Annotated in this window: 22 protein-coding genes; 9 read left to right on the top strand and 13 right to left on the bottom strand. The window is 64.4% G+C overall.

Translation table 11 applies throughout. The annotated features are described in order from the left end of the window. Nucleotides 1-3: 3 nt before the first annotated feature. Nucleotides 4-924: a polyphosphate kinase 2 gene (ppk2, locus tag NLM31_RS13950; protein WP_254129918.1), complete on the top strand. Its 921-nt coding sequence runs from the start codon at nt 4-6 to the stop codon at nt 922-924. Between the two features lie 47 nt (nt 925-971). After that, the gene (locus NLM31_RS13945) at nt 972-2,399 is read left to right on the top strand and encodes a TAXI family TRAP transporter solute-binding subunit (RefSeq protein ID WP_254192594.1); all 1,428 of its coding nucleotides are present in this window, start codon (nt 972-974) and stop codon (nt 2,397-2,399) included. Here the strand turns inward: NLM31_RS13945 and NLM31_RS13940 are convergent. From NLM31_RS13940 to NLM31_RS13905, 8 genes are all read right to left on the bottom strand, one after another. Continuing rightward, a complete protein-coding gene (locus NLM31_RS13940) occupies nt 2,377-3,456 on the bottom strand; it encodes a zinc-binding dehydrogenase (RefSeq protein ID WP_254192593.1) in 1,080 nt (359 codons plus the stop codon). The genes NLM31_RS13945 and NLM31_RS13940 overlap by 23 nt on opposite strands. 61 nt (nt 3,457-3,517) lie before the next feature. After that, nucleotides 3,518-4,456, bottom strand: a complete 939-nt coding sequence (locus NLM31_RS13935) for a DMT family transporter (RefSeq protein ID WP_254196183.1) — start codon at nt 4,454-4,456, stop codon at nt 3,518-3,520. Nucleotides 4,457-4,644: 188 nt separating this feature from the next. After that, nucleotides 4,645-5,484, bottom strand: coding sequence for an aldo/keto reductase (locus NLM31_RS13930; protein WP_254192592.1), 840 nt, complete (start codon nt 5,482-5,484; stop codon nt 4,645-4,647). 18 nt (nt 5,485-5,502) lie between these two features. Then, a complete protein-coding gene (locus tag NLM31_RS13925; protein ID WP_254196182.1) occupies nt 5,503-6,399 on the bottom strand; it encodes an SMP-30/gluconolactonase/LRE family protein in 897 nt (298 codons plus the stop codon). Between the two features lie 262 nt (nt 6,400-6,661). Continuing rightward, the gene (locus tag NLM31_RS13920) at nt 6,662-9,367 is read right to left on the bottom strand and encodes a nitrate reductase (protein WP_254192591.1); all 2,706 of its coding nucleotides are present in this window, start codon (nt 9,365-9,367) and stop codon (nt 6,662-6,664) included. Between the two features lie 15 nt (nt 9,368-9,382). Continuing rightward, nucleotides 9,383-10,600: an FAD-dependent oxidoreductase gene (locus tag NLM31_RS13915; protein WP_254129912.1), complete on the bottom strand. Its 1,218-nt coding sequence runs from the start codon at nt 10,598-10,600 to the stop codon at nt 9,383-9,385. A 10-nt stretch (nt 10,601-10,610) separates the two neighbouring features. Then, nucleotides 10,611-11,039 carry a globin family protein gene (locus NLM31_RS13910; protein WP_254192590.1) on the bottom strand — a complete coding sequence of 143 codons (429 nt, stop codon included), beginning with the start codon at nt 11,037-11,039 and terminating at the stop codon, nt 10,611-10,613. 122 nt (nt 11,040-11,161) lie between these two features. Then, nucleotides 11,162-12,544 (bottom strand): MFS transporter, encoded by a 1,383-nt coding sequence (locus NLM31_RS13905; RefSeq protein ID WP_254129910.1) that lies wholly within the window; start codon nt 12,542-12,544, stop codon nt 11,162-11,164. Nucleotides 12,545-13,225: 681 nt separating this feature from the next. Between NLM31_RS13905 and NLM31_RS13900 the strand changes: the two genes are divergently transcribed. Continuing rightward, a complete protein-coding gene (locus NLM31_RS13900) occupies nt 13,226-14,065 on the top strand; it encodes a formate/nitrite transporter family protein (RefSeq protein ID WP_254129909.1) in 840 nt (279 codons plus the stop codon). A gap of 79 nt (nt 14,066-14,144) precedes the next feature. Further along, nucleotides 14,145-15,878, top strand: coding sequence for a bifunctional protein-serine/threonine kinase/phosphatase (locus tag NLM31_RS13895; protein WP_254192589.1), 1,734 nt, complete (start codon nt 14,145-14,147; stop codon nt 15,876-15,878). A 15-nt stretch (nt 15,879-15,893) separates the two neighbouring features. On the opposite strand, the gene NLM31_RS13890 is transcribed toward NLM31_RS13895, so the two are convergent. Further along, nucleotides 15,894-16,811, bottom strand: a complete 918-nt coding sequence (locus NLM31_RS13890; RefSeq protein WP_254192588.1) for an intradiol ring-cleavage dioxygenase — start codon at nt 16,809-16,811, stop codon at nt 15,894-15,896. Nucleotides 16,812-16,980: 169 nt separating this feature from the next. Here NLM31_RS13890 and NLM31_RS13885 point away from each other — a divergent pair, with 169 nt between their 5' ends. Then, entirely contained in the window at nt 16,981-18,255 is a 1,275-nt protein-coding gene (locus NLM31_RS13885; RefSeq protein WP_254192587.1) for a serine hydrolase, read from the top strand. A gap of 218 nt (nt 18,256-18,473) precedes the next feature. Here the strand turns inward: NLM31_RS13885 and NLM31_RS13880 are convergent, their stop codons facing one another. After that, on the bottom strand, nt 18,474-18,707 hold the full coding sequence (locus NLM31_RS13880; RefSeq protein WP_254129905.1) for a hypothetical protein: 234 nt from the start codon (nt 18,705-18,707) through the stop codon (nt 18,474-18,476). A gap of 138 nt (nt 18,708-18,845) precedes the next feature. Between NLM31_RS13880 and NLM31_RS13875 the strand changes: the two genes are divergently transcribed. The 3 genes from NLM31_RS13875 to NLM31_RS13865 all read left to right on the top strand — a co-directional run bounded on the left by NLM31_RS13875 (nt 18,846) and on the right by NLM31_RS13865 (nt 22,148). Beyond that, on the top strand, nt 18,846-19,190 hold the full coding sequence (locus NLM31_RS13875; RefSeq protein ID WP_254192586.1) for a DUF1236 domain-containing protein: 345 nt from the start codon (nt 18,846-18,848) through the stop codon (nt 19,188-19,190). Nucleotides 19,191-19,531: 341 nt separating this feature from the next. Continuing rightward, a complete protein-coding gene (locus NLM31_RS13870; RefSeq protein WP_254196181.1) occupies nt 19,532-20,989 on the top strand; it encodes a sensor histidine kinase in 1,458 nt (485 codons plus the stop codon). A 16-nt stretch (nt 20,990-21,005) separates the two neighbouring features. Further along, on the top strand, nt 21,006-22,148 hold the full coding sequence (locus NLM31_RS13865; RefSeq protein ID WP_254192585.1) for a mandelate racemase/muconate lactonizing enzyme family protein: 1,143 nt from the start codon (nt 21,006-21,008) through the stop codon (nt 22,146-22,148). A 13-nt stretch (nt 22,149-22,161) separates the two neighbouring features. Here NLM31_RS13865 and NLM31_RS13860 read toward each other — a convergent pair whose 3' ends face one another. Genes NLM31_RS13860 through NLM31_RS13850 form a run of 3 tightly spaced genes read right to left on the bottom strand, consistent with a single transcriptional unit; the run spans nt 22,162 to nt 25,048 of the window. Then, the gene (locus NLM31_RS13860) at nt 22,162-22,626 is read right to left on the bottom strand and encodes a DoxX family protein (protein WP_254192584.1); all 465 of its coding nucleotides are present in this window, start codon (nt 22,624-22,626) and stop codon (nt 22,162-22,164) included. Between the two features lie 27 nt (nt 22,627-22,653). Further along, nucleotides 22,654-24,012 carry an MFS transporter gene (locus NLM31_RS13855; RefSeq protein WP_254192583.1) on the bottom strand — a complete coding sequence of 453 codons (1,359 nt, stop codon included), beginning with the start codon at nt 24,010-24,012 and terminating at the stop codon, nt 22,654-22,656. Next, on the bottom strand, nt 23,981-25,048 hold the full coding sequence (locus tag NLM31_RS13850; RefSeq protein WP_254192582.1) for an amidohydrolase family protein: 1,068 nt from the start codon (nt 25,046-25,048) through the stop codon (nt 23,981-23,983). Before NLM31_RS13850 ends, NLM31_RS13855 begins: the two co-directional genes overlap by 32 nt. Nucleotides 25,049-25,224: 176 nt before the next feature. Between NLM31_RS13850 and NLM31_RS13845 the strand changes: the two genes are divergently transcribed. Next, the gene (locus NLM31_RS13845) at nt 25,225-25,770 is read left to right on the top strand and encodes a MarR family winged helix-turn-helix transcriptional regulator (protein ID WP_254129899.1); all 546 of its coding nucleotides are present in this window, start codon (nt 25,225-25,227) and stop codon (nt 25,768-25,770) included. The last annotated feature ends 5 nt before the right edge of the window (nt 25,771-25,775 follow it).

Below are 25,775 nucleotides of genomic sequence, written 5' to 3'. Positions count from 1 at the left end.
CCCATGACTGCATCCGACCGCACCCCTGAGATGGCCAAACGCGAGCGCATCATCCGGGAAATGACCGACGATCTCGACGAGGAGCTGGAGATGGAGCTGGATGACGCCCGTCTCGACGAGCTCCTGGACGAGACCGACGCCGTCGGTCCGACGGTCGATCGCCGGCTCTATTTCCGGGAGCTGCTCCGCCTCCAGGGCGAGCTGGTCAAGCTCCAGGATTGGGTGCAGAGCGAGAAGAAGAAGGTCGTGGTTCTGTTCGAGGGGCGCGACTCCGCCGGCAAGGGCGGCGTCATCAAGCGCATCACCCAGCGCCTCAATCCCCGCATCTGCCGCGTCGCGGCGCTGCCGGCGCCGAGCGAGCGCGAGCGCACGCAATGGTATTTCCAGCGCTATGTCTCGCACCTGCCCGCAGGCGGCGAGATGGTGCTGTTCGACCGCAGTTGGTACAATCGCGCCGGCGTCGAGCGCGTGATGGGCTTCTGCACCGACGAGCAGTATCAGGAGTTCTTCAAGACGGTTCCCGAGTTCGAGCGGATGCTGATCCGCTCCGGCATCATCCTCGTCAAATACTGGTTCTCCATCACCGACGACGAGCAGCAGTTCCGCTTCACCATGCGTATCAAGGATCCGCTCAAGCAGTGGAAGCTGAGCCCGATGGATGTCGAAGCCCGCAGCCGTTGGGAAGCCTACACCAAGGCCAAGGAGACGATGCTGGAGCACACGCATCTGCCGGATTCGCCATGGTGGATCGTCGATGCCGTGGACAAGAAGCGCGCCCGTCTCAATTGTATCTCCCATCTCCTGAGCCAGATTCCGTACCAGGATGTGGCGCACGTTCCGGTGGTGCTGCCGGCGCGCGTCCGCAATCCCGACTATCACCGCGGCCCGATCCCGTCGGAGATGTACGTTCCTTCGAAATACTGACGGCACCCGCCGCGTTGGCGGGCAAGCTTCCGGATGAGGAAAGCGAGATGCCCGTGCCGAGCGATCTGAGCGTAACGAGGGGCGTTCCCTCCCGCCGCCGCAATCGCCTCGGCCCGTGGCTCGCGGTGGCGAGCCTGCTGTCGCTTCTGACGGTCGCGCTCGCACTTGCCTATTGGCTCTGGCAGCCGGCGACGCTGCGCATCGCGGTCGGCCCGGCCGGGAGCGATGACCAGACGCTCGTACTGGCCATCGCCAAGGCGATCGAGGCGAAGAGCGGCGCGGTGCGGCTGACGCCGATCGAGACCGACGGCACGCTGCAAAGCCTCAATCTGCTCGGCTCCGGCAAGGCCGACCTCGCCGTCGCACGCGGCGATCTCACCATGCCGCCCGATGCCAATTCGGTCGCGATCCTGCGCCGGAACTTCGTGGTGATGTGGGCGCCGACGGGGCGCAAGGGCGTGCCCAAGTCGAAGGTCACGGATATCGCCTCGCTCAGCGGTCGCCGCATCGGCATCGTCGGCCTCGGTGATGCCAATCCCAATCTGCTGCGCGTCATCCTCGGCGAATCCGGCGTCAACCCGCAGAAGGTGACGATCGCCCAGTTCGGCGCCGACCGCATCTCCGAGATGACCCAGGACACCACGCTCGATGCCTTCATGATGGTCGGCGCGCTCGACGACAAGGTCATCGCCGAGACGATTGCCGCCACCACGCGCCTGCGCGGCGAGCCGAAATTCCTGTCCGTCGATGTCTCCGAGGCCATCGCCGAGCGGCATCCGCTCTACGAGTCCGAGGAGATCCCGGCGGGCGCATTCGCCGCCTCACCGCAGCGGCCCGACGACAAGATCGAAACCATTGCCGTCAACCATCTGATCGTGGCGCCGAGCACGCTGTCCGACGACACGGTCGGCGCCTTTACCCGCGACCTGTTCGCGGTCAAGCCGTCGCTGGTCAAGGAGCTCGCCGGCGCGAGCCACATCCAGAAGCCCGACACCGACAAGGACGCCGCGCTGCCGGCGCATGCGGGAGCGGCCGCCTATATCGACGGCAACGAGCGCAGCTTCATGGACAAGTACAGCGACTATATCTGGGGCGTGGTGCTGCTGCTCTCCGGCCTTGGCTCGGTCGCCGCCTGGCTGCGGCATTATCTGCGGCGCGAGGAGCGCAGCGAGAACGCGCTGCACCGCGACCGCCTGCTCACCGCGATCTCCAGCGTACGCGAGGCGACCTCGCTCGACGATCTCGCCGCCATGCAGAGCGCCGCCGACGACATCCTGCGCGAGACGCTGGCCTGTCACGAAGACGGCGCCATCGAGGACGGCGATCTCGCCGCCTTCGGCCTCGTGCTGGCGCAATTCCATCAGGCGATCGTCGACCGCCGGGCCGTGATCGCCCAGATCGGCCATGCCGACGCCGCGCAAAAGCCCGACGGCGCCGTGCTTCAGCCCTTCCCTATTTCCACGGCTGCACGATGATCTTGGTGTGCGCCTCCGGACTGGCGAGATCGGCGAACGCCTTTGCAACGCCATCGATGCCGACCTCCGCCGTCACCATGGCAGCCGCATCCACCTGCCCTTCCGCGATCAGGCGCAGCGACGCCGAAAACTCATCCGGCGTGTAGCCCAGCACGTACTGGACGTTGAGCTCCTTCATGATGCCGAGCATGGGCTCGCTCTTGTCGCTCTCCATGCAGACACCGACGACGACGATCTTGGCATCGCGCGGCGCGCCTTCGAACACCTGCTGCAGCACGCCGGGCACGCCCACGCATTCGAAGATCACCGCAGGCTTCAGCGCCGGCAGCATGGCCTGGAGCGGCGGCCGCGCCGCCTTCTCCGCCTCCGACATCTGCGCGTGCTCGGCCCAGGTCGCATAGGGCTGCGACACCTTGGGATCGACGACGATATCGGCGCCGAGTTTTGCGGCGAGCGCGCGCCGCGCCGGTGAATAGTCGGCCGCCACGATCGGATGCAGGCCCTTGATTCTCAGCGCGGCGATCACGGCGAGCCCGACCGGGCCGCAGCCGATGACGAGCGGCACCTCGCCGCCGCGGATGTTGGCCTTTTCGACCGCGTGAACGCCGACCGCGAGCGGCTCGGTCAGCGCGGCATGTTCGGGCGCAAGGCCGTTCGGCACCTCCAGCAGCAGCGGCTCGCTGAGCAGCATCTGCTCCGCATAGCCGCCGACAAAGTCGTTGGAATAGCCGATGCCCTTGATGCCCTCCGGCGTCAGCAATGCGGGCAGCGAGCACACATGCGTGCCCGGCTTGAGTTTTCGCGCGGTGCCGGGGCCGTAGTCGAGGATCTCGCAGCAGAACTCGTGGCCGAAGACGACGTCGCGCGACAGATCCATCGGCGGTCGTCCGGTCTTCTTCGCCATCTCCACCATCCGCGGCGCGTGCTGGCGGGCATGCAGGTCGGAGCCGCAGATGCCGCAGGCGAGTGTCTTGACCAGCACCTGGCCCGGACCGGGCTTCGGCTCAGCCATCCGGTCGACGACAATCTCACCGTTCCTGAAGATCGCAGCGCGCATCCGGCTCCTCCCATGCTTGTTGGAGCCGTTGATAGCACGTATCAGGGCGCGCGGACTTGCGTCAGGGGTTCGGAGATCGCGCGGCCTGCACCAGCAGCTGGGCGCGACGGATACGCTCGCGATGGGCGATGTAGAGGCCGCTGGCGACGATGAAGGCCGCACCGGTGATGGTCCAGACGTCTGGGAGCTCGCCGAACAGGAAGAAGCCCAGAATGCTGACCCAGAGCAGCTGTGTGTAGGAGAACGGCGCCAGCACCGAGGCATCGCCGTAGCGATAGGCGAGCACGATGATCCACTGGCCGACGGTGGAGGCGACACCGATCACGATGCCGAGACCGATTGCGGTCCAGCTCGGCGTGACCCAGACGAACGGCACCATCACGGTGAGGATCGCAACGCCGGTGAGAGCCGAGTACGCCATCGTGGTGAGCACGGCTTCGCGGCCGCTCATCAGGCGCGTCAGGATCAGCGCGGCGGCCCAGCAGAACGCCGAGACGATCGGGAAGAATGCGGCGACGTGGAACGCGTTCGAGCCCGGCCGCAGGATGATCATCACGCCCACGAGGCCGATCCCGGTCGCGATCCAGCGGCGCATGCCGACCTTCTCGCTGAGGAAGATGATCGACAGCGCGGTGACGAACAGCGGCGAGACGAAGCCGGTGGCAGAGGCTTCCGCGATGGGGAGGAAGCGCAAACCGGTGATGAAGAACAGCGAGGAGCCGAGCAGCGCGACGCCGCGCATCAATTGCAATCCGAGACGTTCGGTACGCATCGCATGCAGCGGCGAGCCCGGCAGCATCACCGGCGTGAACATCAGCGCAAAGGTGAGGAAGCGGATCCAGGTGATTTCGATCGACGGCAGGCTGGTCGAGAGATATTTCGCGGTGACGTCGGAACAGCCGAGAAACACCGTCGACAGCAGCACCAGCGCGATACCCTTGAAAGGATGATCGACCCGCGCAGGCGCGCGGCGCGTCTGCTTCTTCTCCGGCACGGGCATGGGAATACTGTCGAGCCTTGCGGCTGCGGCGGGCGGCGGTGTCACGGCTGGAACCTGGGAAAACGACGATTCGGGAGCGATCGTAAAAAACGACAAATACGCCGCTTTCACAACTTCCGAAAACAGGATGCCGATATGCGCTCACGTCCGCGCGCGTCAATACTCCATTAATAATAGGCCTTTGTGCACTACAACATGGGCAGGCCGCGCGGCTTCGGACCGCGCGGAAACGCCGCATCCAGCGCCGAAATCTCCTCTTTCGTCAGCACGAGATTACCGGCCGCCGCATTTTCGCCGGCATGTTCCGCGGACGACGCCTTCGGGATCGCGAACACCGTAGTCGCACGGGTGAGGAAGCTCAGCGCGACCTGACGCGGCGTTGCACGACGCGCCTCGGCAATGCGCGCGAGCACCGCGCCGCCCTTGCTGCGCTCATCGGGAAAATCATCGTGACCGAACGGTGAATAAGCGACAACGGCAACGCCGTGCTTCTCGCACCAAGGGATGACCGCGTGCTCGATCGCACGTTCCTTCAAATGATAGAGCACCTGATTGCAAGCGATCCTGCCTTCGCCGGAGACATCGAGGATTTCGTCGAGATCGTCGGCATCAAAGTTGGAGACACCCCAGGATTTGATCTTGCCGGACGTCACCAATTCCTCGAACGCGGCGACGGTGTCCTCGAGGTCATACGAGCCGCGCCAGTGCAGCAGATAGCAATCAAGGCTGTCAGTCTTCAACCGCTTCAGCGAGCGCTCGCAGGCGGTGATGGTGCCACGGCGCGAGGCATTGCTCGGCAGCACCTTCGACACGAGGAACACCTCGTCGCGGCGGCCGGCGATCGCGTCGGCAATGACCAGCTCGGCATCGCCATACATCTCGGCGGTGTCGATATGTGTCATGCCGAGATCGAGCCCGCGCTGCAGCGCCGCGATCGCGCGCTTGCGATCGCCGTGGTCGAGATACCACGTGCCTTGCCCGATCACGGAGACGTTGGCGCTGGTCTTGCCGAAGGGTTTTGTGTTCATGGTTGTTCCCTCAGATGCTTAGAGGCCACTGATGTCAGCGACCAGCACGCTGCCGGTCGCGGACTCCGTGATATAGAGCCGATCCTTGCGCGCGCCACCGATGGCGACATTGGTGCAATTCGGCCCGGCGCACGACTTGATCCGCGCGATCAGTTCGCCATTCGGCGCGAACACGAAGACATGACCGAGCGAGGCGTGACCGACGAACAGGCGGCCGCTCGCATCCATGGTCATGCCATCGGGGCCCGACGTGCCGAACAGCGAGCAGAAGCGGCCGACCTTCGACACGCTGCCATCCTTCATGAACGGCAGCCGCCACACCGCATTGTCGCGCGTCATCGCGACGAACAGCACGGTCTCGGTCGGATCAAGCACCAGTCCATTCGGGCTGATGCCGGTGTCGATCAGGCAATCGAGCCGGCCGCTCGGCGCCAGCCTGTAGACGCGGCCGCTTGGGTCATGCAGGCCGGTCTGGCCCTGGTCGGTGAAATAGATGTCGCCGTTGGAGGCGAGATGCAGATCGTTGCAGCCGCGGAACGATTCCGAATTGCGCGCGGTCAGGATGGGCTTGATGCGCCCCGCGCCGGCGTCGAGCTCCATGATGCCGTGCATGTAATCGGCCACCAGGATGCGACCGTCAGCGCCGATCTTCAGCCCGTTCGGCCAGCCCTCATACGCGATCACGAGCGACCACGTCCCATCCGGCGCAATGCGGAAGATGCGACCGAACGGGATGTCGACGATGTAGAGATTGCCGTCCTTGTCGAACGAGGGCCCTTCGATAAAACTGTCCGTCGGCACGCCCGGCCGGTTGGCATCGGCCCAATCCGTCCGCACGCCCTTGCGGCGGAAATTGTCGGGCATCGCGGAAAAGATTGTGGTTTCGATCAGGCGCGGCGGCGTTTCCAGGTACATCATGGTTTTTATGATTGTTGAGGGGAGCGCGCGGCAACATAGGCCACAATCGCGGGCGCGTCGATTGGGGAGGTGCGTGGTCGCGTCCACACCACTCTCTTGTCCCGGACGCGCCGCAGCGTGAAACGCTGCTGCGCAGAGCCGGGACCCAGAAAGGCCAAACACTCAGCTGTTAGATGGGCCCCGGCTCTGCTGCGCATCACTTCGTGCTGCGCAGCGTCCGGGGCACGAGACCGTCTTATCTGTCTTGAGAAGTGGAGCCCTACCCGGCCGCGCCCGCGAGCTTGGCTTGCTTCGCCGGCGCCACCTCGGTCGTCGCAATGAGCCGCTTCAGCTCGGGGATGCAGGAACCGCAATTGGTACCGGCCTTGAGCTTGGCGCCGATCTCGGCGGCCGTGCGTGCGCCTGCCGCGATGGTGTCGCAGATGGTGCCACGGCCGACGCCGAAGCAGGCGCAGACGATCGGGCCGGTTGCAGCAGCGCCTTCGCTGGACTTGCCTGACAGCAGCATGCGGCGCTGATCATCGGTGACGCGATCGGCCGCGAACACGCTCTTCACCACCTCCCAATCGCCGGCATCATGCGCGGGACCGACGAACAGACAGGTCTCGATGCGATCACCCGTGAACGAGGCCGCGCGATAGACGCCACCGCCGAAATCGCGGTAGTCGGCGACGTCCTCGCCGGCGAGCCCGTCGAGCCAGGCGGGCCAGCGCGCGAGGTCCGCATTGTCGGCGAAGAGATAGCCGAAGCCGCCGGCGACAGTCGCGCGAGTCCACAGCAGGTTGGGCGGCAGATCGAGTTGCTTCCGCGACAGCGCGAAACCGCGGAAGACGTACTCATAGGGCGCGATCGCGGCCGGCGTCGCCTTCGACTCCGGCTGCCCGGAGAACGGATCCGTGAACGGCGCGACCAGCGCACCGACGCGGCCGTGCGAGGCATTCATGGCGCTCCAGTGGATCGGCGCGAACAGCGCACCGCGCTGCTGTCGCTCGCTGACCACGGCCTTTAGAATGCACTGGCCGTAATCGGTGGTGATGCGGGCATAGCCGTCATGGACGATGCCGTATTTGTTGGCGTCATCGGGATGAATCTCGACGAATGGCTCGGGCAGATGCGCGCCGAGCCGCTTGCTCAACCCCGTGCGCGTCATGGTGTGCCACTGGTCGCGGATGCGTCCGGTGTTGAGCCGCAGGGGACGCGACGGTCCGGTCTCGCTGCGGAGCGCCGGCACTTCCGGTGCGACGAAGCGGCCCTTGCCGTCATTGGTGAAGAAGCCGCCTCGCGCGAAGAAACGCTCGCCCGACGGCTCGCCCTCGCGCGCCGGCCATTGCACGGGCTTCAGGGCGTCGAAATCCTCGTCGGACAGCGACGTCAACGCACCGATGTCGAAATCGCGGCTACCGTCGTTCTCGAACGCGGACAGCGCGGCATGCTCGCGAAAGATCTCGGCGGCGGATTTGTAGTTGAAGCTGTCGCCGAAACCGAGGCGTTTGGCGGTTTCGCTGAGGATCCACCAATCGGGGCGCGCCTCGCCGGGTGCGGGGAGGAACGAACGCTGGCGCGAGATGCGGCGCTCGGAATTGGTCACCGTGCCCGACTTCTCGCCCCAGGCCAGCGCCGGCAGCAGCACATGCGGGCCCGCATCGACCGTGTCGTTGGAGAGCACGTTTTCGGACACGACGAACAGCTCGAGCTTCTTCAGCGCCTCGCGCACGAAGTCGGCATCGGGCAGCGACACGGCGGGGTTGGTTCCCATCACCCAGAGCGCCTTGACCTCGCCGCGGTTGATCGCCTCGAACAGCTGCACCGCCTTCAGCCCCTCATGGGTGGCGATGCGCGGCGCCTTCCAGAACCGCCTGACGCGATCGATGTCGGGCGGCGTGAAGTTCATGTGCGCGGCGAGCTGGTTGGCGAGGCCGCCGACCTCGCGGCCGCCCATCGCGTTGGGCTGGCCGGTGAGCGAGAACGGCGAGGCACCGAGCTTGCCGATACGGCCCGTCGCGAGATGGCAGTTCAGGATCGCGTTAACCTTGTCGGTGCCCTGCGCCGACTGGTTCACGCCCTGCGAATAGAGCGTGACGACCCGCTCGGTATCACCGAACATCTTGAAGAAGGCGGCGACGTCCTGCTCGGAGAGGCCGGTCGCCAGTGCGGTCGCGGTGACGCTGCCGGCGATGTTGCGCGCGCGCGCCAGCGCATCATCAAAGCCTGACGTGTTCTGAGCGATGTACGCCTGATCCAGTGCGCCGCTGTCGGCGAGATGGACGAACAGGCCCGAGAACAACGCGGTATCGGTGCCGGGCTTGAGTCCGAGGAACAGATCGACATCGCTCGCGGTATCCGTGCGGCGTGGATCGATCACGATCATCCGCGCGCCGCGCTCCTGCCGGTTCTTCAGCATGCGCTGGAACAGCACCGGATGGCACCAGGCCGCGTTCGAGCCGACGAAGACGAGCAGATCGGCCTGGTCGAGATCCTCATAGCAACCGGGCACGGTGTCGGCGCCGAAGGCACGGCGGTGGCCGGCGACCGAGGACGACATGCAGAGCCGCGAATTGGTGTCGACGTTCGCCGTGCCGACAAAGCCCTTCATCAGCTTGTTGGCGACGTAATAATCCTCAGTGAGGAGCTGGCCCGAAAGATAGAACGCGACTGCATCGGCGCCGTCGCGCGCGACGATGTGCTGCATACGATGGGCGACGTGATCGAGCGCATCGCTCCAGGCAACGCGCTCCAGCACGCCCTTGCAGCGGATCATCGGATAAAGCAAACGACTTTCAAGCCCGACGGTCTCGCCGAGCGCAGAGCCCTTCGAGCAGAGCCGGCCGAAATTGGCGGGATGATCGGGATCGCCGGCGATCGCCGCGCCTCCCGCGCCGTCGGGCGTTGCGAGTACGCCGCAGCCGACGCCGCAATAGGGGCATGTCGTCTTGGTGGTGCGGAGATTCGGGTCGATCGCCGTCATATCAAGCTGCCTCCATCACGCCGCTTTGGAGGGAAGCGCGAGCGCGCGGCCGAACATCATGTCGGCGCGGATTCCAGCGATCTTCTCGCGGGTGCGGATCAGCTCGAGATACCAAAGCGCATCGGCGGTATCGCCGATCAGCACGGCACCGGTCAGGCATCCGTCAGCGATCACGAGCTTCTTGTAGGTGCCGCGCCGGCGGTCGGTCAGCACGAGGCTCTCGCTGCCCTCGCCGCCCATGAAGTCGCCGGCGGAGAAAACGCTGACGCCGGAGACTTTCAGATTGGTCGAGACCACGCTGCCCTGATAGGCCGCTGGGCGGCCACCGAGATGCCTCGCCAGCACGCGGGCCTGCTCGTAGGCCGGCTCGACCAGGCCGTAACAAGTGCCGCGATGCTCGGCGCATTCGCCGAGCGCGTAGATGTCGGGCGATGCGGTCTGCATTTCGTCATTGACGACGATGCCGCGATTGACGGCGATGCCGGCCTCCTTGGCCAGCGCGATGTTCGGCCTGATCCCGGCGGCGAAGATCACGGCATCGGCCTCGATGCGGCTGCCGTCGGCAAGCTCGACGGCTTCGACGTGGCGCTCGCCATGGATGCGCGCGGTCGAGGCATTGAGCAGGATGCGAATGCCCTTGCGCTCGACCAGCGTCTTGAGCAGATCGGCAGCAGGCCCATCGAGCTGGCGCTCCATCAGCCGGTCCATCAGATGCAGCAGTGTCACGGGCGCGCCGGCCTTGGCAAGGCCGTAGGCTGCCTCGAGCCCGAGCAGGCCGCCGCCGACCACGACGACGCGCTTTTTGGCGGCCGCCAGCGTCAACAGAAGGTCGACATCGCGGGTGTCGCGAAACGTGTGCACGCCGGCGAGATCGGCGCCCGGGACGTTGAGGCGCAGCGGCGTCGATCCGGTGGCGAGCACGAGCTTTGAATATTCCATGCTCTCTTCGCCGGCGATCTTCAGCTCGCGGCGGCCGGTGTCGATCTCGGTGACACGATAGCCGTAGCGCACGGTGACGCCGCGATGGCGCCACCAGTCTGCCGGACGGAGCTCGATCTCGTGCGAGCCGGTCTCGCCGGCCAGCACCGAAGAGAGCAAGACGCGATTGTAAGCGAGCCGCGGCTCTTCGCCGATCACAGCGACCGCATAGCGGCCGAGCGCGGTCTTGGCGAGCTCGTCGACCAGACGAGCTGCCGCCATACCGTTTCCGACGATGACGAGCGGTTCACTCACAAGGCATCTCCTATTCGGCGGCCTGCGCCTGCGGGCCGTAGGCTTCGGAAATCATGTAGCCGGACAGCACGCCATAGGCGTCGGTCCAGGCAGTGGCGAGTTCGGGCGTCCAGGCCTCGCCGAGCCCCTTCTCCAGGGTCCACAGCAGGGTCGCGCCGACCACGGGATAGTGCTCGGCCTTGGCGCCGTAGGCGACGTGGCGCTTGGCGAGCGCGGACGCCGCGGGAAGAATCGTTTCGAGGTTCGACAGGCCAGAGACGACAGCGGCGAGCATGCCCATCAGCCTCTTGCGCTGTTCGGTCATGTCCTCGGGAAACATCGCACGCACGGACGGCGCCACATCGAACAAGCGGTCGTAGAACAGCACGGCGGCTGCTTCTGAAATCGGCGCGACCTTGGAAAAGCTTTGCTGCACGAGGGCGATCTGCTGGGGCGTCATGATGTTCTCCTGTCTGTTTCGGTCTGCCTTTGTCCGCGCCGTTGCGGAAAAAGTTCATGGGTCAAACGTCATCAGAGAGACCTTTCCCCGCGTACGGGGAGAGGCGTGTTTCATGCCAGATGTCAGACTCGCGCTTCGGCGAGGCTTGGCGCGCCTTCAGCCTGCGGGCTGCGACGCAGGTAGAACCACCAGGTCAAACCGAGGCAGACGGCGTAGAACGCGAGGAAGATGGCGAGCGCGAGCGACGGACCACCGGTCGCAGCGATCGACTTGCCGAAGCTGCTCGGGATCAGATAACCGCCGACGGCACCGACCGCGCCGATGAAGCCGACTGCTGCGCCACTCTCGACGCTCGCCGTCTTCAACGCATCCGCACGCGCCGCGTCGCCCTTGCCGCGCACCCTGAACAAATTCTGCTCGCGGAAGATCGAAGGGATCATGCGGTAGGTGGAGCCGTTGCCGATGCCCGTCGTCAGGAACAGGATCAGGAACATCGCCAGGAAGCCGGTGAAATCCTTCTGCCCGACGAAGTAGAGCACACCGATCGTCGCAGCCGCCATCGCGAGGAAATTCCAGAACGTGATGATGGAGCCGCCGACCTTGTCGGCGAGCCAGCCGCCGAACGGACGCGAGAGCGAACCGAGCAGAGGACCGAGGAAGGCAATCGAGATCGTCACCGTCGGAAACTGCGTCTTGATCAGCAGCGGGAACGCCGCCGAGTAGCCGATGAAGGAGCCGAACGTTCCGATGTAGATGAAAGCCATGATCCAGGTGTGCTTGCGCTTGACGATCGCAAGCTGGTTCTTGATCGACGACTTGGCCGAGGTGAGGTTGTTCATGAAGAACACCGCCCCGAACACCGCGATCGCGATCGGCAGCACCCACATCAAGCCGGCATTCTGCAAGTACACGCCGCCGACCGGCGTTGCCTGGAACAGATTGATGACACCGAGCGTCATCAGGATCGGGGTCAGGAGCTGCACGCTGGAGACGCCGATATTGCCGCCGGCGGCATTGAGACCCAGCGCCGAGCCCTTCATCCGGTCGGGGAAGAAGAACGAGATGTTGGTCATGCTGGAGGCGAAATTGCCGCCGCCGAGGCCCGCGGTCGACGCGATCAGCAGCATCAGCCAGAACGGTGTGTCGGGCTGGCTCACGAAATAGGCGAGCGACAGTGTCGGGATAAACAGGATCGCCGCGCTGAAGATGGTCCAGTTGCGACCGCCGAAGGTCGTCACCGCGAACGTATAGGGGAAGCGCATCAAAGCGCCGATCAGGCCGGGGACGGCCACGAGCTGGAACAATTCGTCGGTCGAATAGTGGAACCCCGCCTGCGGCAGCTTGGTCGCAACGATGCTCCAGATCAGCCAGACGGAAAAGCCGATATGCTCGGCCACGATCGACCAGATCAGGTTACGCCGGGCGACGGCCTTGCCGCCCGCATTCCAGAACGCCTCATCTTCGGGGCGCCAGTCAGAAATCCACGTCGGATTGCCTTCCTTCATTGGAAAAAGTCCCTTTCGCTAGGAAGCGGGACACCGACGGACGCGGAGGCGCAAAGATGCACGCTCGGGGAAGCCCCCGTTTTCGGCGGTGTCACGATTTGAATGATGCTCGTTGACGGCGTCGATGGCGTCGAAAGCTCTAATTCAAGCTCCGTGCCAAATCGGTCTGTAGTAAAAACACCAGCGATTCAAATGGCTTGGACGATATGATTAAAATTTAATCACGCCCATAATTGCATCAAAAACTTGCGAACCGCTCATTTCTTGAATGCGGATTCGCCCGTTGATTGTGCGTCGCACAAGCGTTGGGCATGAGCCCGTTTTCGCGGCAGCCGATCTCGACAGATGCCGGATGCGACCTGCGCCTGGAGGCTATCTCACGTCCAGAGCGGGCAAATCTCCTTCGAAAGGCAGCCTGTCAGGCCAGATCGTCTGGCACATCGATTGCTTCCATTCTGCCTAGTCAACGATGACTGACAGTGAGCCGGAGCGTCGAGCCACCGAAGGCCACTGGGAAGCCTGTTCGCTGGTCCGCTAACGCGCGGTCATCGTGACGCTGTCCCTTTGCGCATGGTCCTTCACCGGTACGCACACCGTTCTACGGGACGCGAAAGCTCACTGGTTTGCCAGAACCGTCGATCCGGCACAGGCCGGCTCGATCACAGGAGCAAGGGAGCTGCAATGTCGTATCTCGCGCCTTCGGAATTCGTCACCAAGATGGTGGATGCAGGCGAATCCAAGATCTTCATGTCCACCCGGGATACAGTCATCCGCGCCTATATGGCCGGCGCCATCCTGGCGCTCGCCGCCTGGTTCGCCGTCACCATCAACGTCAATACCGGCCAGCCGATCGTCGGCGCCCTGCTGTTCCCGGTCGGATTCTCGATGCTCTATCTGCTGGGCTTCGACCTGTTGACCGGCGTCTTCGTGCTCGCCCCGCTCGCGCTGATCGACAAGCGGCCCGGCGTCACGCTCGGCGGCGTGTTGCGCAATTGGGGTCTCGTGTTCATCGGCAATTTCGGCGGGGCGCTCACGGTGGCCTTCATGATGGCCTTCGTCACGACGTTCGGTTTCACCCAGGATCCCGACAAGGTCGGCGCAGCCATCGGAAACATCGGTGAGGGCCGTACGCTGGGTTACGCGGCGCACGGTGCGGCCGGCATGGCGACGCTGTTCATTCGCGGCATGCTCTGCAACTGGATGGTCTCGACCGGCGTCGTCGGCGCAATGATCTCCACCACGGTCCCGGGCAAGGTGATCGCGATGTGGATGCCGATCCTGGTGTTCTTCTACATGGTGTTCGAGCATTCGGTCGTGAACATGTTCCTGTTCCCGTCGGGGCTGATGCTCCACGCCAAATTCTCGATCATGGACTATTTCATCTGGAACGAGATCCCGACCGTGCTGGGCAACCTGGTCGGCGGCCTCGCCTTCACCGGACTGACGCTCTACACGACGCACGTGCTGACGAAGCCGAAGCGCCAGCCGGCAGCCAACGCGTCGACCCGCGCTGCGGCCTGATTGGGCATCGACGAGGGAGCCTTGTCTGAGGGGGAGCTTTGCCTGCTAAGGTGAAGCTCCCTTTGCATTGGTGGCGAGGATGGGCCGAGGCTTGCGAATTTCGATCGGGCAGCACTCCGACAAGGGACGCAAGCCGGTCAACCAGGACTTTCACGGCGCGCTCGTCCCGGCCGAGCCGCTGCTGAGCCTGAAGGGCATCGCCGTCGTCCTCGCCGACGGCATCTCCAGCAGCGCCGTGAGCCAGGTCGCGAGCGAGTCGGCGGTCAAAAGCTTCCTGACCGACTATTACTGCACTTCCGAATCCTGGACGGTGAAAACGTCGGCGCGTCGCGTTCTGGAAGCGACGAACTCTTGGCTGCACGCGGAAACGCGGCGCAGCCGATACGCTTATGATCGCGACAAGGGTTACGTCTGCACCTTCACGGCCATGGTCGTCAAATCGACCATGGCCCACATCTTCCACGTCGGCGATTGCCGGATTTACCGCGTCGCCGGCAAGGCCCTCGAACAGCTCACCGAGGATCACCGGATCATCGTGTCGCCGGAGCAGACTTATCTTGGCCGCGCGCTCGGGATCAATCCGCAGATCGAGATCGACTACCAGGCGCTGCAAGTCGCGCAAGGCGACATCTTCCTGCTGGCAACCGATGGCGCCTACGAGTTCGTCGACCATCGCTTCATCACCGGTACGCTCGCCGCGCACGCCGCCGATCTCGATGCAGCAGCCCAAGCCATCGCCGAGGAGGCTTACCGGCGCGGCAGCGACGACAACATCACAGTCCAGATCCTGCGCATCGACGAGTTGCCGCAGACCGCGACATCCGACTTTTTCGACGGCACACACGAACTGCCACTCCCCCCACTCCCGGAGCCGAGAGCGTTGTTCGACGGCTACAGAATCATCCGGGAGGTGCACGCGAGCAGCCGGAGCCACATCTATCTTGCGGTCGACACCGAGACCGAAGAGATGGTCGCATTGAAGATCCCCTCGATCGCTCTTCGCGACGATCCGGGCTATCTGAAGCGTTTCCTGATGGAGGAGTGGATCGCGCGCAGGATCGACAGCCCCCACGTCCTGAAGCCGCGCTCGCGGTCCAAGCGGCGCAACTATCTCTATGTCGCAACCGAATTCATCGAGGGGCAGACGCTGAGGCAATGGATGCTGGACAATCCGCGTCCCGATCTTGAGACCGTCCGCGACATCGTGGACCAGATCGCTGCGGGCCTGCGCGCCTTCCACCGCATGGAGATGCTGCACCAGGATCTGAGACCCGACAACGTCCTGATCGACAAGACCGGCACCGCGAAGATCATCGACTTCGGAGCAGTCAAGGTCGCCGGAATCGTCGAGGCGGCGGCAAATCCGGCTGATGCCGAAATCCTCGGCACGGTGCAGTACACGGCGCCTGAATATTTTCTCGGCGAGGGCGGCTCGCCGCGCTCGGACATGTTCTCGCTGGCGACCATCTGCTACCAGATGCTGACTGGCAGCCTGCCCTATGGCGCCCAGGTCGCCCGCATCAGGGGGCGATCGGACGCATGGAAACTCCGATATCGTCCGGCCGGCCACGATGACCGGGCCGTCCCCGTCTGGATCGACGGTGCGCTTCGAAAGGCGCTGCATCCCGATCCGAACAAGCGCCACGAGGACCTGTCCGAATTCGCCTATGAGCTCCGGAACCCCAATCCGGCCTATCTCAGCACACGGACGACGCCCCTGCTCGAGCGCAATCCGCTGCTGTTCTGGAAGCTCACCACCGTGATCCTGGCCTGCGCCGTCGTGGCCCTGCTCGCTGCGCTGCACGCGCGCTAGTAGGGCCGGTTCCGGTCAGGCCGGCTCGGCCGCCTTCGTCCCCAGCGGCTTCGGCGCGATCCCGCCGCCCGGCTTGAGGTGGAATTCATAGGTCATCAGGTGCCACTGCCCGCTCGCCTTGGTGCCGTCGGGCATCTCGCGGTCGTTGCGGGGCTCAACCTTGGCGACCAGGTCGTCCTTGACCCCGAACACCACGTCGGAATCGAGATATTTGTCGCCGTCCATGAAGACGTGGGTGATCAGCGGCTCGTAGCCCTTGGCGTTGACCAGGAAGTGCACATGCGCCGGCCGCATCGGGTGGCGCTTGGTCTGCACGATCATCTCGCCGACCGGGCCGTCCGTCGGGATCGGATAGCTGCACGGCAGAATCGTGCGGAAGAAGAAGCGGCCGTCGGCATCGGTGATGAAGCGCGCCCGCGCCGAGGCACCGACCTCGTCATAGTTCGCCTTCTGTGAATCGTAGAAGCCGTCATCGTCGGCATGCCAGACGTCGACGGGGACATTCGCGAGCGGCTTGCCCTCGAGATCGGTGACGCGACTCTGCACGAACATCCGTTCGCCCGTGAGATTGTTCGGCGAGATATCGGTTCCGTGGGCGGTGATCTTGTGCTCGCCGACATAGAACGGGCCGAGCACGGTGGTCTGGGTCGCACCATCGCGGTCGCGGTGGTTGACGGCATCGACCAGCATGGAGACGCCGAGCACGTCGGAGAGCAGGATGAACTCCTGGCGGGTGTCGGTGCATTTCTGGCCGGTGCGGGTCAGGAAATCGATGGCGTATTCCCACTCCTCGAAGGTGAGACCGGTCTTACTCACGTAATCGTGCAGCGACCTCACCAATTCCTGGAGCAGGAATTTCGCACGCGGGTTTGGCGTGTTGTCGAAGCTTTTGACGACCGCTTCGGTGAGTTCGGTCTCGTTGAACTGGGTCATGGTGCGTTTGCCCTTGGCTTTTCTCGTTGGCCCACAAGAGATCCTTGGGGGCTCCCTGGAGGCGTTCCAGACTGGAGCCTACACCAACCGCCGGGCCAAGCGCGACCCGCTTGGAATGAGGGCGTCATTTCGGCTATCAACTTGCCGACAAAACTGCCCGGAGGAACCGATGCTCGCCCCTACCCCCGCCTCGCCCGAATCCGTGGGCATGTCCAAGGCCGCGCTCGACCGCGTCGATGCCCATCTGAAGAACCGTTATATTGACGCCGGCCGCTTCCCGGGCACGCATCTGCTCGTCTACCGCCGCGGCAAGATCGCCCACAGTTCGCTGCAGGGCCTTGCCGATGTCGAGCGCAAGGTGCCGGTCAAGGACGACACCATCTACCGCATCTATTCCATGACCAAGCCGCTCACCAGCGTCGCCTTCATGATGCTGGTCGAGGAAGGCCTGGTCGCGATCGACGAGCCCGTTGCGAAATATATTCCCGAATGGAAGAATCTCGGCGTGTTCGTCGCCGGCACTTCGCCGAACTTCCTGACCCGGCCACCGGCCCGGCCGATGCTGATCGTCGACCTCCTGCGCCACACCTCGGGGCTGACTTACGGCTTCCAGCAACGCTCCAATGTCGATGCGGCCTATCGCGCCGAGAAAATCGGCGAAGTCGAGAAGTCAGGCACGCTCCAGGGCATGATCGAGAGCCTCGCCAAAATCCCGCTGGAGTTCTCGCCGGGTGAGTCCTGGAACTACTCGGTCTCGACCGACGTGATCGGCTATCTCGTCGGCAAGATCTCAGGGATGCCCTTCGAGCAGTTCCTGAAGCAACGCATCCTCGATCCGCTCGGCATGACCGATACCGATTTCTACGTGCCGGCCTCGAAGGCGCACCGCTTCGCCGCCTGCTACAACGCCGATCCCGCCGGCGGATTCACCTTCCACGCCGGCCAGCGCCGCGAGGGCCTGACGCTCCAGGACGACCCGACCAAGAGCTCGTTCCTGTCACCGCCTTCCCTCATCTCCGGCGGCGGCGGGCTGTGCTCGACGATGGCAGACTACCTCACCTTCTGCCGTGCGCTGCTGAACGGCGGCGAGCTTGGCGGCGTGCGCCTGATCGGACCGAAGACGCTGGCGCTGATGACGAGCAATCACATTCCAGGCGGACAGTCGCTGCCGGAAATGTCGCGCTCGCTGTTCTCCGAGGCAAGCTACAACGGCATCGGCTTCGGTCTCGGTTTTGCCGTGACAATGCGCCCGGCGGAGACGCTGATTGCCGGCAGCCCCGGCGAATATAATTGGGGCGGCGCCGCCACGACCTCGTTCTGGATCGACCCGGCCGAAGAGCTGATCACGATCTTCATGACGCAGGTGCTGCCGTCGAGCGCCTACCCGCTCCGCCGTGAGCTGCGCAGCATGGTCTACGCCGCGATCACCGAGAGCAATCTCTGACGTTCCTGACAACTATTCACGAAAGGTCGTCATGCCCGGGCTTGTCCCGAACATCCACGTTCTTCGCGCAGCTAAGCCAAGGCGTGGATGGCCGGGACAAGCCCGGCCATGACGTTCGTTTTGGTTCAGTGGAAGTGGCCGATCAGATAGATGCCGCCGCCGACAACCAGCACGGCCGGCACGGCCCACAAGATCAGAACCGGCATTTGTCGTCCTCCTCAGTTTGACGTGCAGACCTTGACGGTCTTCATGCCGCTCTCGGCCTCGGTGCGCGACTTGTAGATCGTGCCCGAGGGACTGACGACGGTCATCGACGTGTCCATCGGCTTCTTGTCGACGACGGTGCACTTCTTGGTCTTGACGTCCTGCACGACGTAAAACTCGTCGGCAGCGAACGCCGGCAGGGAAAACGCAGCAATCATCAATGCTGCGGTTGCGATCCTTAGCTTCATTCTCTCCTCCTCCAATTGCCGGGCTTCCGCGCCCGGTCGAAACACGAACGGGAAAAACTAGCAATTTGTTCCTAAGCAGCAGGAACGCCGTCCGACGTAAGAGGTTGACGCCGCGCTTATCTCGAGGAGGAGGACAAAATGAAGAATCTGTTCCTGCTATCTGCTGCGGCGCTGATGATCTCGACCGGCGCGTTCGCGCAATCCACCGTGGTGACCACGACCGGAACCGGTCACGCCGCGGCAATTCAAATCGAGCCGCAATACCGGACGCGGATCAAGTCCTACGTCACCGAGCATCACCTGCGGCCGGTGACGACGAAGGAGAAGATTATCGTCGGCGCGACGGTTCCAGGCGATGTCGAGCTCGAGGCGGTCCCGGCCGATTGGGGGCCCTCGCTTACGCAATATCGCTACGTCTACTCCGGCGAACGCGTGATGCTGGTGGATCCCGGCACACGGACGGTCGTGCAGGAAATCGACTGAGACGTAACGGATGGGCGTCCGCCCCGGCAGCGGTCGCCCTCTCGGAGTTGATCACATGACATCGCATCGAGAAGCCCGGATCGCCGGCCTCAGCCTGGCGGCCGTCTACGCCGTGTGCCTGCTGCTTACCGCCATCAGCATGAGCTGAAGCGTTGGCGGCTGCGCTGCAAAATCCCATGCCCAAGTCGGCACCGCCGGATGCAAAAACCATGGCGCGGCGCGGGTCCTGCCCGTATGGTTCGACAAAATCATAAATCCGGCGCCACAGCGCCGGAACCGGGACGCCCGCGTTGTCAAAGCTCACCCTGCCGGTCCGGCTCGCTCTCCTGGTCACGGGAACGATGTTGCCGCTGATCGTTTTCGCCGTCGGCCTCGCTTATTCCAACTATCGCCAGGACCGCAGCGACGCCACGCGCCGCGTGCTCGAGACGGTGCGAAGCATGCGCCTCGTGCTCGATTCCGAGGTCCAGCGGATGACGGGCGGCCTGCAGGTGCTCGCGCTCAGCGAATCCTTGCGCAGGGGCGACTTCGAGAGTTTCCGCCGCTCCGCAGTCGGGTTCATCAACCAGTATGGCGAGGACAGCGTCCTGCTGCTGGCCGACAAGTCCGGGCAGCAGCTGTTCTCGACGCTGACGACCGACACGGCGAGCCTGCCGCCGCGCAACAACCGCGACATCGTCGAACGGGTGTTCGCGAGCAAGACGCCGCAATTTTCCGATCTGTTCACCGGCTCGTCCAAGAAGCGGCCGATCGTCACGGTCGAAGTCCCGGTGCTGCGCGACGGCGAGGTCGTCTACGCGCTCTCCTTCAGCCCGCCGATCGACATCTTCCAGCATCTGGTCGAGCGGCAGCGTCCCGACGACCAATGGACCGTGTCGCTGCTGGACAGCAAGGGCGTCGTGTTTGCGCGCACTCCCAATCCGAATGAGACCTTCGGCAAGCAGGCCTCGCCGTCGCTGTACGAGGCGATGTTCCGCTCACCCGAGGCGGCTCTGTCGAGCGTGTCGCTCGATGGCGTCGCCCTCGCCTCGGCCTATACGCGCTCGCGGCTGACCGGCTGGACCGTCGCGGCCGGTGTCACCGAGAGCTCGCTGATCGCGCCGCTCTGGCGCAACATCGCGATCACCAGCCTGATCGGCGGCGTGCTGCTGCTGGTCGGCCTCACCTTTGCGGTGAGGATGGCGACCACGATCGCGCGCGGCGACATGCTGCATAATCTGCTGATCGAAGAGCTCAATCACCGCGTCAAGAACACGCTGGCGCTGATGCAGGCCATCGCGGTGCAGACGTTTCGCAGCGCCAGCCGCGACGAGCGGACCAAGTTCGAGGGCCGGCTCGGCGCGCTCGCAGAAGCGCACAATCTCCTCAGCCAGGAAAAGTGGGCAGGCTCGGAGCTGAGGGACGTGATCGCCCGCGCACTGCAGCCATTCCTGCTGGCCAATCCCGACCGCATCCGGATGGCCGGCCCCGCGGTTCCTTTGTCGCCGCGGCTTGCGGTCGTGCTCTCGATGATCGTGCACGAGATCGCGACCAACGCCGCGAAATACGGTGCGCTGTCCAACGAAGCCGGCCGGGTCACACTGGACTGGGAAATCATTGCCGACGCGCCGAAGCCGCGGCTTCGACTGATCTGGACCGAGATCGGCGGCCCGCCGGTGACGGCGCCAGTGCAGCGCGGCTTCGGCTCGCGCCTGATCGAGCGCAGCGCGCGGGACCAACTCGGCGGCGAGGCAACGGTGGACTTTTTGCCGCGCGGCGTGGTCTGCACGGTGACATGCGCGCTGGATGAGGAGCGCTGAACGGGGGACATCGGCGATGAAGATCACAAAAATTCGCACGCACATCCTCGAGGCAAAGCTCTCGCAGCCCTTCGCCTATTCGCGTGCCTGGTACGACAGCCGCACCGCGATGCTGGTCGAAATCGAGACCGACACCGGCCTGACCGGCTGGGGCGAGTGCTACGGGCCGGCACGGATGACGGCGGCAGTGGTCAACAGCGTGGCGCCTTGGCTGGTCGGCGAGGATCCCCTGCGCACCGACGTGGTGTGGCAGACGATCTATGCCCGCCTGCGCGATCACGGCCAGAAGGGCGTCGTGATCCAGGGCCTGAGCGGCATCGACATCGCGCTGTGGGACATCAAGGGCAAGCATTTCGGCGTGCCCGCCCATCAACTGCTCGGCGGCGCCGCGCGCAAGGAAGTGCAGGCCTATGCGACCGGGCTCTACCGGCGAAGATCGGTTGATCCGCTCAAATATCTGCCGGACGAAGCGGCCGGTTATGCCGCGGAAGGCTTCCGCGCCGTGAAGCTGAAGGTCGGCTTCGGCATCGCCGAGGACGCCGCGATGACGCGCGCCGTGCGCGAGGCAATCGGCGACGATGTCGCGCTGATGGTCGACGCCAACCACGCCTATGATGCGGTCGCCGCGATCCGGCTCGGCCGGCTGATCGAACCCCACGACATCGGATGGTTCGAGGAGCCGGTACCGCCGGAAGATGTCGCGGGCTATCGCGCCGTGAAATCCGCGCTGACAATTCCGATCGCCGGCGGCGAGTGCGAATTCACGCGCTTCGGCTTCCGCGACCTGTTTGCTTCGCACGCGCTCGACATCGCCCAGCCCGACACCTGCGCGGCCGGCGGCCTCACCGAATGCAAGAAGATCGCGGACATGAGCGAGGCGTTCGGCATCCGCTACAATCCGCATGTCTGGGGCACCGGGATTGCGATCGCGGCCTCGCTGCAGCTCCTCGCCGTGTTGCCGTCGCACACGCCGACATCGCTGGCACCGCTCGAGCCGCTGCTGGAATTCGACCGCACCGAGCATCCAATCCGGCAGGCGATCCTGAAAGAGCCGATCGAACACGCAAACGGCGTCGTTCGCGTGCCCGAGGGCCCCGGGCTCGGCATCGAGATCGACCGCGAGGCATTGGCGCGCTTCGCGATCGGCTTGTCGAACTAACGTCCGCTGGGGATCACGACAGTCCGGCAACACCATTGGGCCCGGACTTCATGGCGGCCTGCGCGCTATAGGCCCCCGGTCCGTAAGTCGCGATCATCGCGAGAGCCCCGAGCAGGCCGAGATTCTTTAGGAAGTTGATGGTCTGCATCACGACCTGAGCTTCCGGCGCGGCCCAGAAATTGTGGAACATCAGCGTGGCCGCGATGGTGAACGGAATTAGGATCGCCGCGGCAGGCCGCGCGAACAGGCCGAGCAGCAACGCCGCGCCGCCTCCGAGTTCAACTGTCAGTGCACCCGCGGCGAGCAACGCGCCGAAGCCGTCGGCGCCACCAGGCAGCCGGCTCGCCGTCGCGGTGAATGCCATCACCTTTCCGACGCCGCTATAGAGAAACAGCGGCGCGATCGCGACGCGCGCGAACAGAAGCACCCAGCTATCGAGCGGGCCTGCGGTATCAGCGGAACGGGTCGAAGTCGGCATGTCCTGTCTCCTGTGGTGAATATCTCGTCATTCCGCCGGCGCAACATCCGCGCGCGGCAGGCGGTTGGCCGCGGCGATGCTGAGCGATCCGATCGCCAGCGCACCGACGATCGACGCGCCGCCGATCGCCCAGAACACAGCATCCGGGCCGCCGGTGATCTGCTGCAGCAAGCCGATCACATAAGGCCCGAGAATCGCACCGACGCGGCCGATACCCAACTCCATCCCGACGCCGCTGGCGCGGAAGCAGGTCTCGTAGGAGCCCGCGGTGAAATTGTTCAGCACATGCTGCGCGCCGATGATGCAGAAGCCGGCAATCGCGACGATGGCGAGATTGACGCCGTGACCGCTGACGAAGACGAGCGCCAGCACGGCAATGCCACCGGTGATCCACCAGGTCGCGAGGTAGCGGGGCGTCAGCGCAAAATTGCGGTCGGCCAGCATCGCAAGCGTAAGACCGCCGATGAAGGACATCGCCTGCATCAGCGCGCCGAAGCCGAAGGAAGCCGCAAAAGTCTCGCCGCGTTTCAGCATGACGGTCGGAATCCAGCCGGTGAGGCCGAAGATCGCAAACAGCGTAAGGAACGCCGTGAACCAGATGGTCAGGGAGACGCGGCGATAGCGCGGGCCTAGCAACGCGCGGATCGTGCTCCCGGAAACCTCGCTGTCGACGGCTGCGAACGTCGCGTCCCGATAGATCGCCGCCCGCTCCGGTCGCAGCCGCGCAAGCAAGGCACGCAGCTCTGGGACACGCGCGCGCGAAGCCAGGAAGCGCGGGCTCTCGGGCAGAATGGCGTGGGCCACGAAAGTCAACGGGATCGACAGCGCACCGACATAATAGAGAATCTGCCAGCCATGTTGCGGCGTCAGGAACACACCGACGAGACCGGCCGCGACGCCGCCGAGCGACCAGCCCAGCGTCACGCCCCACAGCGAGAACGTGTTGCTGACGCGCTTCGGCGCGAGCTCGTTGATGAAGGTCGTCCCGAGCGGCAGCAGCACGCCGAGACCGAGCCCCGTGGCAAAGCGCAAGGCGCAATAGCTCCAGAAATCGCTGGCCAGCATCGCGGTCAGCAATGTGAAGATGTTGACGATCCACAGGCCCGCCAGCAGCGTGCCGCGCCGGCCGAAGCGATCGGCGATGCTGCCGTGGCCGATTGCACCGAACAGGAAGCCGAACAGACCCGAGCTCACCAGCAGCCCCGCCTGACTTGGCGCGAGCCCCCAGGGCTGCATGACATAGTGGATGACATAGGCCGGATTGAAGGTGTCATAGCCATCGAACAACGTGATGAGCGTGATCAGGACGCCGAGCCGCTTGTGGAATGGACCGATCGCGGCGCCGGACAGTTCCTCATGCACGTCGATTTCGGACGAGATGCTCACGGGTTGCCTCCATTGAAACTGATGATGTCTTCTGCTCTGCGGCAGATTGAATTGTCGTCTCGCCGAGCCCGAACAAGGCGCGGGCGTTGTCGCGGCCGATCTTGATGCGATCTCCTTCGGAGATCGTCGCGGTGTCGAACCAGTCGGCGGCGTGGTCGATGTTCTCGAACGGCCAGTCGGCGGAGAACAGGATGCGGTCGGCACCGATCTCGAGCATCGCGTCGATCAGAGCCTGGGTGCGGAAATTGCCCGACGTTGTGATGTAGAAATTCTCCCGGAAATAGTCGGCGATCTTGCGCTGCGCCGGATAGGCGTTCTGGGTCCGCATCCACTTGTTGTGATTGTCGACCCGCCACATCGAGTAAGGCAGCCCCTCGCCCATGTGACCGAGGATGATCTGCAGGTTCGGATAGGCGTCGAACAGGCCGGAGCCCATCAGGCGCAAGGCATGCACCGCGGTTTCCTGACCGAACGCCCAGGTCGGCCCCAACAGCCAGCGATGTCCCTCGTAGATCGCCGCGTCCTTCGCCATGGGATTGCGCGGGTGCAGATAAAAGGGAACGCCGAGGCGCTCGGCTTCCGCCCAGAACGGCCAGAACTCCTTGCGATCGTAATAGATGGCGTGATCGGTGCCCGCGAGCTCGCTGAAGCCGTTGACCAGCGCGCCACGAAAGCCGAGCGTGCTGACGCAGCGGTCGAGCTCGCGCGCAGCGCCTTCCGGATCCTGCATCGGAAGCGCCGCAAGCCCCTGAAAACGGTCCGGCCGCCTTGCGACCTGCTCAGCGAGAAAGTCGTTGGCCCTGCGCGACAGGTCCAGAGCACGATTGCGATCCGGAATCGCCTGCACGGCCGGTGCGTTCAGCGACAGCAGCATCAGCTCGATGCCATGAGCGTCCATCTCGGCGAGACGCCGCTCATGGATGTCGAGCAGCCGCGCCTTGAGCTCGATCCAGTCCTGGGCTGGCGCGAAGCCCGCGCTGTCCTGGACGGTGTCCTCCATCGCGAAATGCTCTTCGAGCGCAATCTTGCCCTGCATGACGTCGTTCCTTCGGCTTGCTTTCGGCGTTGACAATGCAAAGCACCTGATCCAAATACTTGTCAATGAGAAAGTTGCATTTGCAAATAATTGAAACGCAAATATTGCACATGCGAAGGTTGGCGCTTAATCCGGGCGGAGCTGTCCTGCCAGGACCCAAGCCCGGACCTAAACTCATGTATCGATTTTCGAATTCGCTTCCCTATCTGCTCGCTCGGCTGGGCGTCCGCATGGGCGACCTGTTCACGCGTGTGATACGTCACGAGAAGTTGACGCTGCCGATGTACCGTGTGCTGGCCGCGCTGTCGGAGCAGGGCCATCCGTTGCGCCTGGGCGAGATCGCCGAGCTCACGTCGGCCGACGTATCCACGCTGTCGCGCATCGTCGCGGAGATGAGCCGCACGGGCCTGTTGACGCGTGACCGGCCGGAGAATGACCAGCGCAGCCTTCAAGTCGCGTTGACACCCAAAGGCGCGGAGCTCGCCGGACGGCTGATGCCGCTCGCCGCCTATTATGAAGAGGTCGTCACCGGCAGCATGTCCGCCAAGGAGGCGGTCGAGCTCAAGCGCGTGCTGGTCGATCTCTACCACAACATCGATCGGCTCGAGCAGGAAGTCGAAGCCGGTTTGATCAGCGTCGCGCCGCCGGCCAAGTCGAAGGACGAGCGCGCCGAGACACGCGGCAAGGCGAGCCTGCCGCGCGGAAAGACATCAAGGAAATAGAGAAA

It is taken from the genome of Bradyrhizobium sp. CCGUVB4N (genome assembly GCF_024199945.1).
Lineage (GTDB): Bacteria > Pseudomonadota > Alphaproteobacteria > Rhizobiales > Xanthobacteraceae > Bradyrhizobium.
Note: the sequence above shows the minus strand (reverse complement) of the source record. Positions and strands in the feature narration are given on the sequence as shown.

Excerpts from the sequence above, each read along its gene's own strand:
- NLM31_RS13940 (WP_254192593.1), bottom strand. The coding sequence starts at position 3,456 with ATGCGCGCTGCGATCTTCAGGAACGGTGAGATTGTCGTCGACCGGATG.
- NLM31_RS13880 (WP_254129905.1), bottom strand. The coding sequence starts at position 18,707 with ATGAAGCTAAGGATCGCAACCGCAGCATTGATGATTGCTGCGTTTTCC.
- NLM31_RS13860 (WP_254192584.1), bottom strand. The coding sequence starts at position 22,626 with ATGCCGACTTCGACCCGTTCCGCTGATACCGCAGGCCCGCTCGATAGC.
- ppk2 (WP_254129918.1), top strand. The coding sequence starts at position 4 with ATGACTGCATCCGACCGCACCCCTGAGATGGCCAAACGCGAGCGCATC.
- NLM31_RS13870 (WP_254196181.1), top strand. The coding sequence starts at position 19,532 with ATGTTGCCGCTGATCGTTTTCGCCGTCGGCCTCGCTTATTCCAACTAT.
- NLM31_RS13885 (WP_254192587.1), top strand. The coding sequence starts at position 16,981 with ATGCTCGCCCCTACCCCCGCCTCGCCCGAATCCGTGGGCATGTCCAAG.
- NLM31_RS13890 (WP_254192588.1), bottom strand. The coding sequence starts at position 16,811 with ATGACCCAGTTCAACGAGACCGAACTCACCGAAGCGGTCGTCAAAAGC.
- NLM31_RS13865 (WP_254192585.1), top strand. The coding sequence starts at position 21,006 with ATGAAGATCACAAAAATTCGCACGCACATCCTCGAGGCAAAGCTCTCG.
- NLM31_RS13895 (WP_254192589.1), top strand. The coding sequence starts at position 14,145 with ATGGGCCGAGGCTTGCGAATTTCGATCGGGCAGCACTCCGACAAGGGA.
- NLM31_RS13900 (WP_254129909.1), top strand. The coding sequence starts at position 13,226 with ATGTCGTATCTCGCGCCTTCGGAATTCGTCACCAAGATGGTGGATGCA.
- NLM31_RS13905 (WP_254129910.1), bottom strand. The coding sequence starts at position 12,544 with ATGAAGGAAGGCAATCCGACGTGGATTTCTGACTGGCGCCCCGAAGAT.
- NLM31_RS13845 (WP_254129899.1), top strand. The coding sequence starts at position 25,225 with ATGTATCGATTTTCGAATTCGCTTCCCTATCTGCTCGCTCGGCTGGGC.
- NLM31_RS13945 (WP_254192594.1), top strand. The coding sequence starts at position 972 with ATGCCCGTGCCGAGCGATCTGAGCGTAACGAGGGGCGTTCCCTCCCGC.
- NLM31_RS13935 (WP_254196183.1), bottom strand. The coding sequence starts at position 4,456 with ATGCCCGTGCCGGAGAAGAAGCAGACGCGCCGCGCGCCTGCGCGGGTC.
- NLM31_RS13910 (WP_254192590.1), bottom strand. The coding sequence starts at position 11,039 with ATGACGCCCCAGCAGATCGCCCTCGTGCAGCAAAGCTTTTCCAAGGTC.
- NLM31_RS13920 (WP_254192591.1), bottom strand. The coding sequence starts at position 9,367 with ATGACGGCGATCGACCCGAATCTCCGCACCACCAAGACGACATGCCCC.
- NLM31_RS13875 (WP_254192586.1), top strand. The coding sequence starts at position 18,846 with ATGAAGAATCTGTTCCTGCTATCTGCTGCGGCGCTGATGATCTCGACC.
- NLM31_RS13850 (WP_254192582.1), bottom strand. The coding sequence starts at position 25,048 with ATGCAGGGCAAGATTGCGCTCGAAGAGCATTTCGCGATGGAGGACACC.
- NLM31_RS13925 (WP_254196182.1), bottom strand. The coding sequence starts at position 6,399 with ATGTACCTGGAAACGCCGCCGCGCCTGATCGAAACCACAATCTTTTCC.
- NLM31_RS13930 (WP_254192592.1), bottom strand. The coding sequence starts at position 5,484 with ATGAACACAAAACCCTTCGGCAAGACCAGCGCCAACGTCTCCGTGATC.